Here is a 16856-nt window from a genome sequence, read left to right as displayed (position 1 = left end):
CCTCCGAACTTGGCTTGATGCCTTAGCCGCTCGCGCGAGCAAGTTCAATCAACCGGCCAAGCGTGCTACGCATGGGGCTGGCCGTCCCCTTACCCGCCCTTGAGCCCACCCGCGATGCCTTCCAAGCCGGCGATCAGCTACCGAAACGTCACCAAGAGCTTCGGCGCCCTCAGGGCGGTCGACGACGTCTCGCTCGACATCGCCGACGGCGAGTTTCTGGCCATCGTCGGCGGCTCGGGCTCGGGCAAGACGACGCTGCTGCGGGTTGCCAACCGGCTCATCGAGGCCGATGGCGGCACCATCACGGTCGAGGGCGAGGACGTCCAGAACATCGATCCGGTCGCGCTGCGGCGCCGGATCGGCTACGTCTTCCAGAGCGGCGGGCTGTTTCCTCATTTAAGCGTCGCCGACAATATCGGGATCACGCCAAAGCTGCTCGGCGCACCCGCAACCGAGATCGCCGCGCGCGTCGACGAGCTGATCGAGCTGGTGCAGCTCGACCGTGCCGCCCATCGTGACAGGCTGCCGGAGGCACTTTCGGGCGGGCAGCGCCAGCGCGTCGGCGTGGCGCGGGCGCTGGCAGCAAAACCTCGCATTGTGCTGATGGACGAGCCGTTCGGCGCGCTCGATCCCCTTACCCGCGATGCGCTCGGGGACGACTATCGTTCACTGCATCGCAGGCTCGGCCTGACGACCGTGATGATCACGCACGACATGACGGAGGCGATTCTGCTCGCCGACCGCATCGCGGTCATGCGCGGCGGCAAGCTGCTCGCACAGGGCACGCCGTCGGAGCTCTCAACGAGCAGCGATGCCTATGTGCTGGAGCTGCTGCGCACGCCACGGCGCCAGGTCGAGCGGCTGAACGCGCTGCTACCACAGAGCGGTGCGGCATGAGCTTCCTGAATGATCCGCGCTGGGGCGAGGCGCTGTCGCACTTGCCCGATTATCTCGGCAATCATGTGCGGGTGAGCCTCGCCGCGCTCGCGCTGGGCCTGATCGTCAGCCTGCCGCTCGCAATCCTCACACGCAACCGCCCCGCGCCGCGCGCCATCCTGCTCGCGCTCGCCAGCATCGTGCAGACCGTGCCGGGGCTGGCGCTGCTCGCGCTGTTCTATCCGCTGCTGCTGCTTGCGGCGTCCGTGACGCTGAAATGGTTCGGCGTCTCCTTCTCCGCATTCGGATTCCTGCCGGCGATGCTGGCACTGGCGCTCTATTCGATGCTGCCGGTGCTGCGCAACGGCATCACCGGGCTCAACGGCATCGACCCCGCGCTGATCGAAGCCGCGAAAGGCGTCGGCATGACTGAGCGGCAGTCGCTGGTCATGGTCGAGCTTCCGCTGGCACTGCCGGTCATGATGGCCGGCATCCGTACCGCCGCCGTGTGGGTGATCGGCACCGCGACGCTGTCGACGCCGATCGGCCAGACCAGCCTCGGCAATTACATTTTTGCGGGGCTCCAGACCCAGAACTGGGTGTTCGTGCTGTTCGGCTGCTTTGCCTCAGCCCTGCTCGCGCTCGCTGTCGATCAACTGCTCGGCCTGATCGAGAGCGGGCTGCGCAATCGCAGCCGCCTCCGCGCCGGGCTCGGCGCGATCGGCATCGCGGCGCTGGTTGCGGCGACCCTGGTGCCGACGATGGGACGTTCGTCGTCCGGCTATGTGGTCGGTGCAAAAACCTTCGCCGAGCAATACGTGCTCTCGGCCCTGCTGAGGGACCGCCTCCAGGCAGCCGGCCTCTCCGCCACGGCACGGTCCGGTCTCGGCTCGAGCGTGATCTTCGAGGCGCTGAAGGCCGGCGACATCGATCTCTATGTCGACTATTCCGGCACGCTCTGGGCCAACCAGTTGCACCGCACCGACATCAAGCCGCGTGCAGAGCTGGTGGCAGATTTGAAGATGGCGCTCGCCAAGGACGACATCACGCTGCTCGGCGAACTCGGCTTCGAGAATGCCTATGCGCTGGTGCTGCCGAAGAAGCGCGCCGACGCGCTTGGCATCCGCACCATCGCCGATCTCGCCGCCCACGCATCGACGATGTCGATTGCCGGCGACTACGAATTCTTCTCGCGGCCCGAATGGGCGGCGCTCCAAAAGGCCTACGGTCTTCAGTTCAGCGCGCAGCGCCAGATGCAGCCGGATTTCATGTATGCGGCGGTCGCCAGCGGCGAGGTCGACGTGATCGCGGGCTATACCAGCGACGGGCTGATCGCGAAGTACGAGCTGGTGGCGCTCGACGATCCCAAGCAAGCGATCCCGCCTTACGATGCCATCCTGCTGCTGGCGCCGAAGCGTACCGGTGACGAGCGCCTCAAGGCGGCGCTGAGCCCGCTCCTCGGCAAGATCGACATCGCCACCATGCGTGAGGCCAATCTGCGCGCCAGCGGCAATGATGCGAATTCATCGCCGGATGTAGTAGCGAAGTGGCTGTGGGGGAAGGTCGGCGGGCGCTAGGATGCCAGTAACTAAAGCCCGTGAATCATCCCAGCATTGATCAGCAATCGGTTGAGCCGCCGCGCCTCGGCGCCGTCCTTGCAGCCGTAGAAGATGCCCTTGCAGCGGAGCATGATCTCCCTCTGCTCGGCGAAGGACGGATCGAGCGGAATGCCGGCAGCTTCCTGGATCACCAGCGGCAGATAGGGACCGTCGATCGTGTCCATCACCGCGTCGCTCTTCACCGGCTCGAAGTTGACGGCGTCGATCGCGTAATAGGTCGCATAGAGGCGCGGATCGTAGGCGTCGAGCTTCTTGCCGATCGCGCCTTCGTCGAGCCCGGGCTCGAGCAGATTGGGCGCGAACTCAGGCTGGTGATCGCCATAGCGCACGATCAGGAAAGGCTCTCCCGGAAAAGTCTTCTTCAAGCCCGCAATGAAGGCCTTGTATTGCTCGGCGCTCATCGCCTGCCGGCGCAGATATTCGTCGATGGATGGTACGTTGCCCGGCGCGCGCCAGCTCGGCACCAGATCGGGACGGAAGCGCGTCTCCCAGGGGAAATGATTGGCGCCGAGATAGATGAAGCTGAACAGCGGCTTGTTCGGCGTCCGCGTGCCCATCAACTGGAGCGCCTTGTCGTAGAAGAAGCTGTCCGGCTCGACGTCCTTCGCGCCGAGATCCCTGGAGTCGAGGAAGCGCTCGACGCCGGTCGTCACCTGAAAGCTGCGCGCGCCCATGAAGCCGCCATAGGCGGGATAGAGCGACATGGTGTCGTAACCGCAGCGGCGTAGCGCCAGCGGCAGGCCGCGCTCCACGCGCCCCGACGCAATGCGCGTCACGAAATAGGCAAAGCGGCCGAACGAGCGCGAGGAGAGACCGGCCAGCACGTTGTATTCGGTGAACCAGCTCGGCCCGCCATTGCTTTCGGCCAGGAATGTGCGTTCCTTGCCATCCCAGGATTTGAAGTGGCTGCCGTAACCAGCGGGCACCTTGACGCCCTGCGCGGCGCGGATGTCAAAACTCGATTCATCATGGATCATGATGATGTTCGGCCGCCGGCCGGCCGGATGGCAGGAATCGACCAGCGGCATGTTGAGCCGCTCATTGGTCGAGGCGTCCGACTCCATGAAGCCATACTGCGCGAAGTCGGAAACCGCACTGACGCCCGAGCGGAAGAATTTTGAGAGATAGCCGTCGTCGTAATAGCCGCGCCAGGCCTCGTCCGGATGATAGACGGAATATCCGACCAACCCCGCGAGACAGGCGAGCATCGCGGCGAGTGCCGGCAGGCGGCGGATGCGGAACGGATCGAGCCACCACAGCGCATACATCAGCGGCAGCGTGACCAGGCCGGCCCCGATCACCGACCAGCGCAAATTCGGGAAGATCGTGAACAGGAAGGCGACCGTGTCGCGGTCGATCATCATCAGGTCGATGAAGTTGACCGTCATCTGAACGACGTCGTGCTTGAGCCGCGACAGCAGCACCAGCACCACGACCATGGTCAGCGACAGCGCACCCGACAGTGCCGGCCGGCGCAGCTGCGTGATCCAGAAGAAGTTGAGGATGCCCCAGGCGAGCAGGAAGGAGAGGCGCGAGCCGAAATCGGTCTCGGTCTCGTACATCAGCGCAAGCGCGGCGAAATGCGGCGCGGCAACCGCGAGCAGCCGCCAGATGCCGAGCGCGGCGACGCTCGCCAGGACGGCGGTGGTGGCGGAAGGACCTGAATTGGGCGCGGACGCCATCGACGACACGCAACTTCTGGTCCGGCGCGATGATGCCTGCGGCGTTCGGCGCAGCCGGAAAGCCTGCACCGTGTCATAAAACTGTAATTGAACGGTCACGGACAAGCAACGCGTGTAACGATCCGACCTTCGCTTAATGTTAGCGGGAGGCGAAAGGCCGCACGCCGAGCACGCTAGGGCTTGGCGATCCCCGCGATGAACAGATCGATCACCCCCTCCGCCATCGGCTCGATTTCGTCCTCCGCCACGCCCCAGCGCGGAAAATGGCCGTCGAGGTTCATCCGGGCAAAGCCGTAGATCAGGGCACGGCCCGCGATCAGGATGCGTTTGAGATCCGTCCATCGCAGCAGGCCCTGCGCGGCCGCCGCGGCCAGCATCCGCTCGGTGAGCACGACCAGCTCGGCATTGTCGCGCGTCAGCTCGGCCGAGCTGTCGTGGGCGAAATAACGGCCGGTAGAGATGATCTCGAAATGCGCGGGGTTGCGCATCGCCCAGCGCACATAGGCGATGCCGAAGGCGCGGAAGCGGGCCAGCGGATCGGCCGACGGCGCTTCCGCCAGTGCGACCTCGATCTCGGCGCGAAAGCGCCGCTGCGCCTCCTCGGCCACCGCCGCCATCAGCGCATCGCGATTGGGGAAGTGCCGGAACGGCGCCCCCGGTGATACCGCAGCCCGGCGCGCAGCCTCGCGCACGGACACCTCGGCGCCCTCGGCCGCCAGTTGCAGCGCAGCATCGATCAGCACGCGGCGGAGATCGCCGTGATGATAGGGCCGGGCTGCGGATGTCTGGCGACGGGCGCGAGGTTTTGAAGTCTGGGGCTTGGACGTCTGACGGGCGGGCATGGCGCCTTCTAGCATCACCCGAACGTGAATGTAAGCAGCGATTACACCGTTGACGGCTGTGCCACCTCGAAATGTAATCGATGATTACATAATGGAGGAGACCACCATGTCGCAACGTCAAAGCTGGTTCGAAGGCTGGCGGCTGCTCGCCGTCCTCACGCTGAGCCTGATTGCCTTGAGCCTCTGGATCGCCTCGATGCGGCAATTCGAGGTCGAGGGCGTGCGCATGGTGATCCGCTTCACGGCGCGCAGCTCGCTGCTGCTGTTCTGCCTGGCCTTCGGTGCCGCGGCACTGGCGCGGCTATGGCCGAACGCCTGGACGCGCTGGCAGCGGCGCAACCGGCGCTATCTGGGCTTGAGCTTTGCGGCTTCCCACGCCATCCATGCGGTCGCGATCGTCGTCTTCGCCAAGATGGATCCGGCCGGCTTTGCGGAGGCAACTTCGGCCGCGTCCTACATCTTCGGCGGCATCGGCTATGCCGTGATCATCGCCATGAGCGCGACCTCGTTCGACCGCGCGGCCGCGCTGATCGGGCCCCGCGCCTGGCGCGCGTTGCACCTTGTTGGCGGCTATTACCTCTGGTTCCAGTTCATGGTGTCGTTCGGCAAGCGCGTGCCGGCGATGCCGGGTTACGCGGCGTTCCTCATTCCGCTGCTCGCGGTGATGGCGCTGCGCATGATCGCGATGGCCTCGCGATCGACCCCGCAGACCGCCAAAGCATAATCACCGGCCGAGGCCCTCGAGCTCGCGCGCGCGAGCCTCGGTCATCCGGCGCAGGCACTCGCCGGCATCGACGCGGGCAATGGTGCCCTCGCCCATGCCGTAATAGAGGCAATTGGCGTCGCGGTACTGGATCCAGAGCCGCTGCGCGGCGCGAAGCTGGTCGCGCTGCGCGTCCGCCGCGTTCTTCATCGCCTGCTGATAGGCGATGGTCAAGCGCTTGTCCCATTGCGCGGTCTGCCCTTTCAGGCATTCGACCATCTCGGCGGTCGAGCCGTCGCAGGACCGCGGATCGCCCTGGTCGCCGGCCTGCGCGGCGGTGGTGAGGACGCAAAGGACTGCGATCAAAATGCTTCGCATGTTCAGCCCTGTGGCAGCAGCCCGAGCCGCTTGGCAATGATACGGTCGACGGTTCGCTTGGGCAGCGTGGCCGTGATGAAGTGCCGCATCCGGTCGGGCGCGATCTGATAGCGAACCCTGGGCTTTGCCGCCGAGAGCGCCTCGAAGACGACTTCCGCGATCCGCTCAGCCGGCAGCCCGGTCTCACCGAGCTTCATCATGAACGCCATGACCTTGTTGAGCGCGGGGAGATAGGGCGAGTTCTGGTAGACCGACATGTCGAACTGCTCGGCCTTGCTCCAGATCGGCGTCTTCACCGCGCCGGGCGCGACGATGATGACGTCGATGCCGAACAGCATCAGCTCGCGGCGCAGGCTCTCCGACAGGCCCTCGATCGCATGCTTGGAGGCGCAATAGGGCGCCGACAGCGGATTGCCATTCTTGCCCGCGACCGAGCTGATCATCACGATCCGCCCTTTCGGCCCCTTCAGCGACGGATCTGCACCGAGCAGCGGTCCAAACGCCTGCGTCGCGATCACGGGGCCGATGACGTTGATGTCCATCTGGCGACGGAAATCATCCGCCGACAATTCGAGCACGGGGCCAGCCACGGCCACGCCGGCATTGTTGACGAGGCCAGCCAGCGTCTTGCCGCCCAGCGCCTCGCGCACCTGGCGCGCGGCCGCCAGCACGGCGGCCTCGTCGGTGACGTCGAACAGGAGCGGCGTGAAGTTTTGGCCGAACTCACCCTTCAGCCGGTCGGCGTCGGCTTGCTTGCGGACGCTGCCGAAGACGCGATAGCCGCGCCCAATCAGAAATTTCGCAATGGCCCAGCCGATGCCGGTGGATGCGCCGGTGACGACGACAGATCGCATGGTCTTCCCCCCTTTAGCCCCACGCGATCATGTAGGAGAAGGCCCCTCCAGCGCAATGATGCCCGGTTCTCAAGCCGCGCACCGACGATCTTTTTCGAGACCTCGGCGCACTGCAAGAAGGCACAGCGGGTGCCGGTTCTTAAGATGAAGCGGCGTGCGAACGTCGCGAAACGCGCTTGATCGCGCGATAAGAGCGCAGATGAAGAGCCGAATCCTAGACTCTGAGGACACAGCGCTTTTGGCAATCGCAACTTCTGAGAAAGTTCTGAGAAACGACGCGAACCCAAGAATGTGGTTTAAGCGTCAGTTCTTGATGCTCTGAGAGGACATCAACTCGCGAAGAATTTGAATGAAGCAGCAATGCTTCGCGCGAGATGAAAGAGCGAGACCGCTGTTTGCGATCTCGCTCAGATATAGTCGTGAAGATTTAAGATTTGGTTTGGCGAGCGAAGCTTTTGTTTCGCATCCGCGTGCCGAACGTAGCGCGTCACCGACGCGCCACGTTCAGAGATCGCCGCCTCAGTTCTTCGACTTGTCGACCAGCGCGCCCTTCTTGATCCAGGGCATCATGTCGCGGAGTTTCGCGCCGACTTCCTCGATGGGGTGCTGGGCGAGCTTGGCGCGGGTCGCCTTGAACGAGGTCTGGTTGACCTTGTTCTCGAGCATCCAGTCGCGAGCGAACTTGCCGCCCTGGATGTCGGCGAGAACGCGCTTCATCTCGGCCTTGGTCTCGGCGGTAACGATGCGCGGACCGGTGACGTACTCGCCGTACTCCGCGGTGTTGGAGATCGAGTAGTTCATGTTGGCGATGCCACCTTCATAGATCAGGTCGACGATCAGCTTCACTTCGTGCAGGCACTCGAAATAGGCCATCTCCGGGGCGTAGCCGGCTTCGACCAGGGTCTCGTAGCCGCCCTTGATCAGCTCGACCAGGCCGCCGCAGAGCACGACCTGCTCGCCAAACAAATCGGTCTCGCACTCTTCCTTGAAGGTGGTCTCGATGATGCCGGCGCGGCCACCGCCGACAGCGGAGGCGTAGGACAGGCCGAGGTCATGGGCGTTGCCCGAGACGTCCTTGGCGATCGCGATCAGGCAGGGCACGCCGCCGCCGCGCTGATACTCCGAGCGCACGGTGTGGCCGGGGCCCTTCGGCGCGATCATCAGCACGTCGAGGTCGGCGCGCGGGTCGAGCAGGTTGAAGTGGACGTTGAGGCCGTGTGCGAACACGAGCGCGGCGCCCTTCTTCATGTTGTCGTGCAGGTGCTCGCGGTAGATATCGCCCTGGAGCTCGTCCGGGGTCAGCATCATGACGAGGTCGGCCCATTTGGCGGCGTCGGCGACTTCCATCACCTTGAAGCCAGCGGCCTCCGCCTTCTTGACCGAGCCCGAGTCCTTGCGCAGCGCAATCGCCACCTCCTTGACGCCGGAGTCCTTGAGGTTGAGTGCATGGGCGTGGCCCTGGCTGCCATAGCCGACGATGGCGACCTTCTTGCCCTTGATCAGGTTCAGGTCGGCGTCGCGATCGTAATAAACACGCATAGTCGTTTCCTCATTGAGGGCCAGAATCGGCCAAAGGTCGGTGTCCGAAGGGTGGAATTTGCGGATTTCGGGGGCTGTCTAGAGCATTTTCAGCCCTTAGGGAAACCCGTTTCTGCATGGAAATCCGCGACATCATGCATCCATGAAAACGGGGTAGAGGGAGGCGAGCAGCAGCAGCGCCATCAGGATATTGAAGGCGCGGACCAGCCGCTCCGAGGTCAGCACCGGTCGTAGTGCAGTGCCGAAGAAGGCCCAGACCACGGTCGAGACCGTGCCGACCAGAAGGCTGATCAGGGTCTGGATGGCGATGTTGATCGGGAACTGGGCAATCGCCGCGTAAGCCGTGATGGTGCCGATCACGATCACCCAGCCCTTGGCATTGATCCACTGGAACATGGCGGCGCCCCAGAAGGTCATCGGGCCGCGGCCGTCCTCGCTGCCCGGCGTGGTTGGGCCAGACATGGCGATCACGACGGCAAGATAGATCAGGTAGGCCGCACCGGCATATTTCAGGATGGTCTGGAGGATCGGGTACGCCAGGAACACGGTGCCGAGCCCAAGGCCGACCGCACCGACCATGAAAGCAAAACCGATGACGATGCCGGCGATGTGGGGGATGGTGCGCCGGAAGCCGTAGGTCAGGCCCGAGGCCAGCAGCATGATGTTGTTCGGCCCGGGGGTGAAGTACATCACCACCATGAAGGCGAGGAAGGCGTAGAAGAGCGAGTTGGCCATGTTTACCTCACGCGGTCTTCGCAAGCGATTCTTTGGGTAACGCCTTGGGCCGCTTGACCAGCACCATCACCGCGATGCCGCCGATCACGGTCAGCATGCCGGCGAGGCGCAGCGGCCCGAACCGCTCGCCGAACACGATGCTGGACGCGGCAGAACCGACGAACGGCACCAGCAGCGCGAAAGGCACGACTTGCGCCGCCGGATAATCACGCAGCAGCCGGCCCCACAGCCAATAGGCGATGCTGGTCGAGATCGCGCCGATCACCAGCAGGCAGATCAGGCCGGTGAGCGACATATGGATCAGCGACTGGAAGGTCGGCGTCGGCCCGTTCACGACAAGCGCTAGCGCGAACAGCGGCACCGCCGCAGTGAGGCAGAGCCAGGCGAACAGATCGAACATCGGCGCGCCGCGAGCACCGCGCAGCAGGAGATTGCCGACGGCAAAGCAGATCGGGGCAATCATCAGCACCGCGAAGGCGCCGACGCTGAAATCAAAACCGACGGTACCGCAGATCATCAGCAGCCCGATGGCGGCGATGACGATGCCGAGCGTCTGCGCCGGCGTCGGGCGCTCGCCGAAGACGAGCGCCGCGAAGCCGATCGTGAACAGCGCCTGGCTCTGGACGACGACGGAGGTCAGCCCCACCGGCACGCCATGGGCGATGCCGTAGGCCTGGCTCAGGAACTGGCCGAGGAACAGCGTAAAACTGATCGCGATCAGCAGCGACCAGGCGACCTTCGGCTTGGGAATGAACAGGCACGGCACTGCGGCGATGGAAAAGCGCATCGCCGTCATCAGCTCCGGCGAAAACTCGTCGAGCGCGATCCGGCTCGCCACAAAGGCAAGCCCCCAGATGATCGCCACCATGAGGGCGATGAGGATGTCGGCCGGCTCCATCCCAAACTCCCTAACCTCTCCCGCTTGCGGGAGAGGTCGCGCCGAAGGCGCGGGTGAGGGTTCCCTCCTCTGGGGGAGTCTTCGTTGTCGAGACACCCTCTCCCCAACCCTCCCCCGCAAGCGGGGGAGGGAGCGCAGCTTCGCTCTGGCTGGTTGAGTTCATTGCCACTGCTGCTCTAGCCTTGCTCGCCGGCTTTCGGTTTACGCAGGAGATAGGTGCCGTGCATCGGTGCGTGGTAGTCGGCCGAGACCAGCGTGAAGCCGACATCGGTCAGCATCCGCTCCATCACCCAGCCGAAAGTGGAATATTCGTCGCGCATATGCGTCACCACGCTCTCGTGCGAGAAATCGTGGTTCTTGATGTGGTAGTCGGCCCATTGCTCGACGTCACGTTCGACGGCATCGGGCATCGACGCATAGACGATGTCGCGCAGGTAAAAAGTCGCGCCCGGCTTCAGCGCGCGATAGATCCGCGACATCGCCACAGCCTTCCAGAAGTCCGGCAGATGGTGCAGCGTGAACTCACTGACGATCAGATCGTAGGATTCCGGCCGGTAAGCGAAGGAGAGCAGGCCGGCTGATTGCGTGCGCACGGGCGCCTTGCGGTCGCGCGCGTAGATCTCGGCGAGCGCCAGCATCGCCGGCGAGATGTCGATGGCGTCGACCTCGGCACCCATCAGCGACGCTTCGGTCGCCAGCACGCCGTTGCCGCAGCCGATGTCGGCAATCCGCCAGCCCCGCTGGACACCCAACATTTTCAGCGCGGCGCGCGCACGCAGATCGGCATCGTCGTGAGAGTCGTAGATCGACGCCACCGTGGGCCCGATGCCCATCCGGTTCCGCTCGTTATAATACCAGTCGCGCGCCAGCATGGTTCACATCCCCTCAGGCCCGCGGCCGATCGCGGCAACGCCGGTGCGCGACACCTCGACAAGGCCGAGCGGGCGCATCAGGTCGATAAACTGGTTGATCTTGTCCGTATTGCCTGTGATCTCGAACACGAAGCTCTCGGTGGTGGCGTCGATCACCCGGGCGCGGAACGCATCCGCCAGCCGTAGCGCCTCGACGCGATGCTCGCCCTGCCCGCGCACCTTGACCATCGCAAGCTCACGTTCGATCGAGCGCTTGCTCAGCGTCATGTCGACGACCTGATAGACCGGAATCATGCGGTCGAGCTGGTGCTTGATCTGCTCGATCACCATCGGCGTGCCCGTGGTGACGATGGTGATGCGGGAGAGATGCTTCTGGCTCTCGGTCTCCGAGACTGTGAGGCTCTCGATGTTGTAACCGCGACCCGAGAACAGGCCTATGACGCGGGCAAGCACGCCGGGCTCGTTCTGCACGAGCACCGCAAGCGTGTGCGTCTCGTTGGGATCGTGACGCTCCTCGATGAAGTAGGCGGATGCGGGCTGGTTCATTGTCGTCCCCTCTTGTCTCTGCCTCACGCCATCGCTGGCGCGTCCGTCCCGACCCAACGGCGGAACAGATCGAAATCGATATTGCCGCCGGACAGCACGAGACCGACGCGCTTGCCCTTCAGCTTGCTGTTTTCCTGCAGCGCCGCGGCGAGCGCGGCAGCACCGGCGCCTTCGGCGAGATTGTGCGTATCGGTCCAGTAGGCCCGGATCGCCGTGGCGACCTCATCGTCGGTGACCTGGACGATGCGCGAGGCGCCCTTGCGGATCAGCGCGAACGCATCTGCGTCCGGAATGCGCGTCGCCATGCCATCGGCGAGCGTGTTGGCAGTCTCGGTCGCGACGATCTGGCCCGCTGCGAACGACAGCGCGTAGGACGGTGCTTCCGTCGACTGCACGCCGACGATCTCGGTCTTCAGGCCGAGCAGATCGCGCGCCATGATGCAGCCGCAGATGCCCGAGCCCTGCCCGATCGGCACGTAGAGAACGTCGAGGTCGGGCGCAGACCGAAACAGCTCCAGTGCGTAGGTCGCGACACCCAGCACGAGGTCCGGGTGGAACGACGGCACGATGTGGAGCCCGGCGAACTGCGCACGGCGCTCGGCCTCCTCGCGGGCGGCCTGAAAATCCTCGCCGTACTCGACCAGCTCGGCGCCAAAGGCCTTCATCGCGCGGTTCTTCTCGACCGAGTTGCCGCGTGGCACGCAGATCACCGCCGGCACGCCGTGACGGCTCGCGGCGAAGGCCAGGCTCTGGCCATGATTGCCGCGCGTCGCGGAGATGATGCCGGGAATGTTCGGCCGCTCGCGCTTCAGACGGTCGAGATAGACGAGCCCGCCGCGCACCTTGAAGGCGCCGATCGGCGTGTGGTTCTCGTGCTTGACCACAACCTCGGTGCCGAGGCGCCCAGCGAGCAAGGGCCAGCCGCGTGCCGGCGTTGCCGGCACCGCCTGCCCCACGATCGCATGTGCGCGCTCGAGCTCCGTCAGGTCGAACATGACGTCACACCAGCGCCTTGCCGCCGGCGAACGCCTTGGCGGTGGCCTCGTCGTTGGCCTGCTCCGGCAACAGCATCTCGTTATGCGCCTTGCCGGAGGGGATCATCGGGAAGCAGTTTTCCAGCGCGGCGACGCGGCAGTCGAACAGCACCGGGCGCTTGACCGAGATCATCTCCTGGATGGCGCCGTCGAGATCCGAGGGCTTGTGCACCTGGATGCCGACGCCGCCATAGGCTTCCGCGAGCTTGACGAAATCCGGCAGCGCTTCCGAATAAGAATGCGACAGCCGGTTGCCGTGGAGCAGCTGCTGCCACTGCCGCACCATGCCCATATACTGGTTGTTCAGGATGAAGATCTTGATCGGCAGCTCGTACTGAACCGCCGTCGACATCTCCTGCATCGTCATCTGCACCGAGGCGTCGCCCGCGATGTCGATGACGAGGCTGTCCGGATGGGCCACCTGCACGCCGACCGCGGCCGGCAGGCCGTAGCCCATCGTGCCGAGACCGCCCGACGTCATCCAGCGGTGCGGCTCCTCGAACCCGAAGAACTGCGCCGCCCACATCTGGTGCTGACCGACCTCGGTCGTGATGTAGGTATCCTTGCCGCGTGTCGCCTCGAACAGGCTCTGGATCGCATGCTGCGGCAGGATGACGTCGTTGCTCTTCTTGTAATAGAGCGAGTTGCGGGCGCGCCACTGCGCGATCTGCTGCCACCAGGACTTGATGTCGGGCTTCTTCGCCTCAGCCTTGAACACCTGCAGGATGTCGCCGAGGATGTTGCCGCAGTCGCCGATGATCGGCACGTCGACCCGGATGTTCTTGTTGATCGAGGACGGATCGATGTCGATGTGGATCTTCTTCGAGTTCGGCGAGAACGCATCGACACGGCCGGTGATGCGGTCGTCGAAGCGCGCGCCGACGCACAGCATGACGTCGCAATCATGCATGGTCATGTTGGCTTCGTAGGTGCCGTGCATGCCGAGCATGCCGAGCCAGTTCTTGCCCGACGCCGGATATGCACCTAGTCCCATCAGCGTGGACGTGATCGGGAAACCCGTAACCTCGACCAGCTCGCACAGCAGCTTGGTGGCCTCAGGACCGGAATTGATGACGCCACCGCCGCTGTAGATCACCGGGCGCTTGGCGCCTGCGAGCAGCGACACGGCCTTGCGGATCTGCGTCGCATCGCCCTTCACGCGCGGCGCATAGGAGCGGTGCACGTCGGATTTGCGCGGCGGATGATAGGTGCCGGTCGCGAACTGCACGTCCTTAGGAACGTCAACGAGCACCGGGCCCGGACGGCCCGTGGTCGCAACGTAGAAGGCTTCGTGCAGGACTTTTGCGAGATCGTTGACGTCGCGCACCAGCCAATTGTGCTTGGTGCAGGGGCGCGTGATGCCGACGGTGTCGCATTCCTGGAATGCGTCGTTGCCGATCAGATGCGTCGGCACCTGGCCGGAGATGCAGACCAGCGGGATCGAATCCATCAGCGCGTCGGTCAGCGGCGTCACCATGTTGGTGGCGCCGGGACCGGAGGTCACCAGCGCAACGCCGGGCTTGCCGGTCGAGCGCGCGTAGCCCTCGGCAGCGTGGCCCGCGCCCTGCTCATGGCGGACCAGGATGTGCTGGACTTCGCTCTGCTGGAAGATCTCGTCGTAGATCGGAAGCACCGCGCCGCCGGGATAGCCGAAAATGTCGGTCACGCCGTGATCGATGAGCGCGCGGACGATCATCGCGGCGCCGGTCATCTGGTTCGGATCGTGGCTCTTGTCGCTCATTGGCTTGCTCCGGATGCGCTGTTGTCAGCGGCTTGGTTCGTGTCGGGCTCGGGAAATAAAAAAGGCCCCGAAGAGGGACCCTGCACACCGCCTGTCATGTGGATGGCAGCTAGCCACCCCCGGCGGTGTGCCTGGTTACGACGACGATAAGGAGTTTGGTAATAATATTACGCATGGCAGGCGCTCAGCTTCCCAAAGGTTGCGCGAAACATAACGACCAAAGCCTCGATGTCAAGGCAAAGCAGCCGTTCCCGCGCGATTTTAGCAGTGTAGCGGTGTTCCCGGGGTTCGGCGAGAGGTAAATGCGGGAACGCGAGCACAAAAGCACGTCAGTGTGGGTCCCGCGCAGCGCCGGCGGCCGCTGCGAGCCAGCCCCTCGCCTCAACCGGCTTCACCCATTCGAACTCCGGCAATTGGTGCCGGAACCAGGTGAATTGCCGCTTGGCGTAGTGGCGGGTGTCGGCCCGGCCGATCGTGGCGGCCTCCTCCAGGCTGAGCTCACCGCGCAGATGGCGGATCAGGGCCGGCACGCTATGGGCCTTCATGGCCGGCAGCAGCGGATTGAGGCCGCGGGCGGATAGCTGCTCGACCTCGGTCAGGGCACCGGCACCCAGCATGGCCTCGAAACGGGCGTCGATACGGGCATAAAGTTCGTCACGGTCGGGCGCGAGAAACACCGCGCGAAAACTGTCCTTCGGCAACAGCGGCGGCTGGCCCTCATGATGCCAGTCGAGCAGCGAACGGCCGGTCGCCTCGACCACTTCGAGCGCACGCGCGATCCGCGTCCGGTCGCGGAGATTCAATCGCTCGGCTGCGCGCGGGTCGCGGCGCGCGAGTTCCGCATGCAGGGCCTCGACGCCGTTGCGCTCCAGCCGGGCACGTACGTCCTCACGTATTTCCGCAGGGATCGGCGGCACCACCGAGAGACCCGCCGTCAGCGCCTTGAAATACAGCCCGGTGCCGCCGATGAAGATCGGCAGGCGGCCCTCGACCCGCGCTTCTTCAAGCGCCTTCGCGGCATCAGCCACCCAGGCGCCGGCGGAAAAATTCACGGCCGCATCGACATGGCCATAGAGGCGATGCGGAATGCGCGCCTCCTCATCCTGCGTGGGACGCGCGGTGATGACACGGAGGTCGCGATAGACCTGCATGGAATCGGCATTGATCACGATTCCGCCTGCGTTCAGCGCAAGCTCGAGCGCCAGCGCCGACTTGCCGCTGGCGGTCGGGCCTGCGATAAGCACGGCCTTGCTTGAATGCCTCTCGCTCACGAAAACCTCAAATGTCCCTCGTCGCCACGCTGATCTGCAATCCCGCCAATCCCGCCCTCGACTCGACCATCGTCGACGGCGCCCGCGCCGTGTTGCCGCAAGCGGCACCCGCGCACTGGCTGTTCGACGGGGTTGCGGTCGACATTCCCTTCGGTGCCGACAGTAACCTCGAAGGCGACCGTCACGCTATCGAAGAGCGGTTGCGCGAGCTTCGCGGCGATCTGCCCATCGACATCGTGGTGCAGCCTGCCGGCGTCCGGCGCAAGAAGCTTTTTCTCGCCGACATGGATTCCACCATGATCGGCCAAGAGTGCATCGACGAGCTCGCCGATCTTGTCGGGATGAAGGCGCATGTGGCGGCCATCACCGAACGCGCGATGCGCGGCGAGATCGAGTTCGAGCCGGCACTGCGCGAGCGCGTCGCGCTGCTGAAGGATCTTCCTGCCAGCGTCGTCGATGAAGTGCTGGCCAAGCGCATCACGCTGACCGCGGGCGGCCGCGAACTGGTCGCGACCATGCGCGCTCACGGTGCCTATACCTGCCTCGTCTCCGGCGGCTTCACCCTGTTCACCAGCGCGGTCGCCGCAAAAATCGGCTTCCAGGAGAACCGCGCCAACGAGCTCGTCGTACGCGACGGCAAGTTCACCGGCGAAGTGAAGGAGCCGATTTTGGGCCGCGCCGCGAAGCTCGCGACGCTGGTGGATTTGATGGAGTCGTTCGATCTCGACGACATCGACTCCGTCGTCGTCGGCGACGGCGCCAATGACCTCGCGATGATCCAGGCGGCAGGACTTGGCGTGGCGTATCACGCCAAGCCGGCCGTCGCGGCCGCCGCGGCGGCCCGGATCGACCACGGCGATCTCACCGCGCTGCTGTATGCGCAGGGATATCGGCGCGAGGAGTTCGTGGAGCCGTAGCCTCTGCGATCGTTCCTACAAGCCCTGCAGCCGTAGAGCCTGTGAGCCAATTCGTTTGTTTTCGGCATTCGGCCAAGGAGCGGTGGCACTCCTTGATGGCAAGCGTCCGGCGGCGTCAGGCCGTCGGGTACATTTCTGCGGCCTATGTTTTTGCGAGACGGTGTCCTTGCAGGATGTTGTTGGTGAGGGCGTACCAGAGCACGACGGCACGGACCTTCTCGATGCCGCGCACGGTCAATTGCCTGAGGTCCCAGTTCCGCCATCGGGCATGGATGCATTCGCAGATCGTGCGGGCTTGGTACTGTGCCTTTCCGGCTTCGCTGGCCATGCGGGCCCGCCAGGCGGATAC

General features: G+C 64.6%; 17 protein-coding genes. 4 read left to right on the top strand and 13 right to left on the bottom strand.

What is annotated here, in order from left to right; all coding sequences use genetic code 11:
* Window positions 1–114 precede the first annotated feature (114 nt).
* Window positions 115–897, top strand: coding sequence for an ATP-binding cassette domain-containing protein (locus tag FXB40_RS44195; protein WP_187437556.1), 783 nt, complete (start codon window positions 115–117; stop codon window positions 895–897).
* Entirely contained in the window at window positions 894–2453 is a 1560-nt protein-coding gene (locus FXB40_RS44190; protein ID WP_148778514.1) for an ABC transporter permease/substrate-binding protein, read from the top strand. The genes FXB40_RS44195 and FXB40_RS44190 overlap by 4 nt, the downstream gene beginning before the upstream one ends.
* A gap of 11 nt (window positions 2454–2464) precedes the next feature.
* Here FXB40_RS44190 and FXB40_RS44185 read toward each other — a convergent pair whose 3' ends face one another.
* Complete coding sequence (locus tag FXB40_RS44185) at window positions 2465–4177, bottom strand: sulfatase-like hydrolase/transferase (RefSeq protein ID WP_148778513.1); 1713 nt, start codon at window positions 4175–4177, stop codon at window positions 2465–2467.
* 173 nt (window positions 4178–4350) lie between these two features.
* Window positions 4351–4920: a TetR/AcrR family transcriptional regulator gene (locus tag FXB40_RS44180; RefSeq protein WP_246208338.1), complete on the bottom strand. Its 570-nt coding sequence runs from the start codon at window positions 4918–4920 to the stop codon at window positions 4351–4353.
* Window positions 4921–5125: 205 nt separating this feature from the next.
* On the opposite strand from FXB40_RS44180, the gene FXB40_RS44175 reads away from it, so the two are divergent.
* Complete coding sequence (locus FXB40_RS44175; RefSeq protein ID WP_187437555.1) at window positions 5126–5743, top strand: hypothetical protein; 618 nt, start codon at window positions 5126–5128, stop codon at window positions 5741–5743.
* On the opposite strand, the gene FXB40_RS44170 is transcribed toward FXB40_RS44175, so the two are convergent.
* The 10 genes from FXB40_RS44170 to miaA all read right to left on the bottom strand — a co-directional run bounded on the left by FXB40_RS44170 (window position 5744) and on the right by miaA (window position 15590).
* Window positions 5744–6100: a lysozyme inhibitor LprI family protein gene (locus FXB40_RS44170; protein ID WP_246208337.1), complete on the bottom strand. Its 357-nt coding sequence runs from the start codon at window positions 6098–6100 to the stop codon at window positions 5744–5746.
* Between the two features lie 2 nt (window positions 6101–6102).
* Window positions 6103–6954, bottom strand: coding sequence for an SDR family oxidoreductase (locus FXB40_RS44165; protein ID WP_148778510.1), 852 nt, complete (start codon window positions 6952–6954; stop codon window positions 6103–6105).
* Window positions 6955–7473: 519 nt separating this feature from the next.
* On the bottom strand, window positions 7474–8493 hold the full coding sequence (ilvC, locus tag FXB40_RS44160) for a ketol-acid reductoisomerase (protein ID WP_148778509.1): 1020 nt from the start codon (window positions 8491–8493) through the stop codon (window positions 7474–7476).
* 132 nt (window positions 8494–8625) lie between these two features.
* Entirely contained in the window at window positions 8626–9228 is a 603-nt protein-coding gene (locus tag FXB40_RS44155; RefSeq protein ID WP_148778508.1) for a LysE family translocator, read from the bottom strand.
* 7 nt (window positions 9229–9235) lie between these two features.
* Complete coding sequence (locus FXB40_RS44150) at window positions 9236–10126, bottom strand: EamA family transporter (RefSeq protein ID WP_148778507.1); 891 nt, start codon at window positions 10124–10126, stop codon at window positions 9236–9238.
* A 176-nt stretch (window positions 10127–10302) separates the two neighbouring features.
* Window positions 10303–10998, bottom strand: a complete 696-nt coding sequence (locus FXB40_RS44140; RefSeq protein ID WP_148778506.1) for a class I SAM-dependent methyltransferase — start codon at window positions 10996–10998, stop codon at window positions 10303–10305.
* 3 nt (window positions 10999–11001) lie between these two features.
* Window positions 11002–11544 carry an acetolactate synthase small subunit gene (gene ilvN, locus FXB40_RS44135; protein ID WP_148778505.1) on the bottom strand — a complete coding sequence of 181 codons (543 nt, stop codon included), beginning with the start codon at window positions 11542–11544 and terminating at the stop codon, window positions 11002–11004.
* 23 nt (window positions 11545–11567) lie between these two features.
* Window positions 11568–12539: a threonine dehydratase gene (locus FXB40_RS44130; protein ID WP_148778504.1), complete on the bottom strand. Its 972-nt coding sequence runs from the start codon at window positions 12537–12539 to the stop codon at window positions 11568–11570.
* Between the two features lie 4 nt (window positions 12540–12543).
* Window positions 12544–14319: an acetolactate synthase 3 large subunit gene (locus tag FXB40_RS44125; RefSeq protein WP_148778503.1), complete on the bottom strand. Its 1776-nt coding sequence runs from the start codon at window positions 14317–14319 to the stop codon at window positions 12544–12546.
* A gap of 329 nt (window positions 14320–14648) precedes the next feature.
* Window positions 14649–15590, bottom strand: a complete 942-nt coding sequence (gene miaA, locus FXB40_RS44120) for a tRNA (adenosine(37)-N6)-dimethylallyltransferase MiaA (RefSeq protein ID WP_148778502.1) — start codon at window positions 15588–15590, stop codon at window positions 14649–14651.
* 11 nt (window positions 15591–15601) lie between these two features.
* Here miaA and serB point away from each other — a divergent pair, with 11 nt between their 5' ends.
* The gene (gene serB, locus FXB40_RS44115) at window positions 15602–16507 is read left to right on the top strand and encodes a phosphoserine phosphatase SerB (protein ID WP_148778501.1); all 906 of its coding nucleotides are present in this window, start codon (window positions 15602–15604) and stop codon (window positions 16505–16507) included.
* A gap of 142 nt (window positions 16508–16649) precedes the next feature.
* On the opposite strand, the gene FXB40_RS44110 is transcribed toward serB, so the two are convergent.
* The coding region (locus FXB40_RS44110) for a transposase (RefSeq protein ID WP_187437554.1) at window positions 16650–16856 on the bottom strand (207 nt) is incomplete at its 5' end.

Origin of the sequence: Bradyrhizobium rifense, from assembly GCF_008123425.1 — a bacterium.
In the GTDB taxonomy this organism is placed as follows: domain Bacteria; phylum Pseudomonadota; class Alphaproteobacteria; order Rhizobiales; family Xanthobacteraceae; genus Bradyrhizobium; species Bradyrhizobium rifense.
This window is presented reverse-complemented; position numbering and strand designations above follow the sequence as displayed.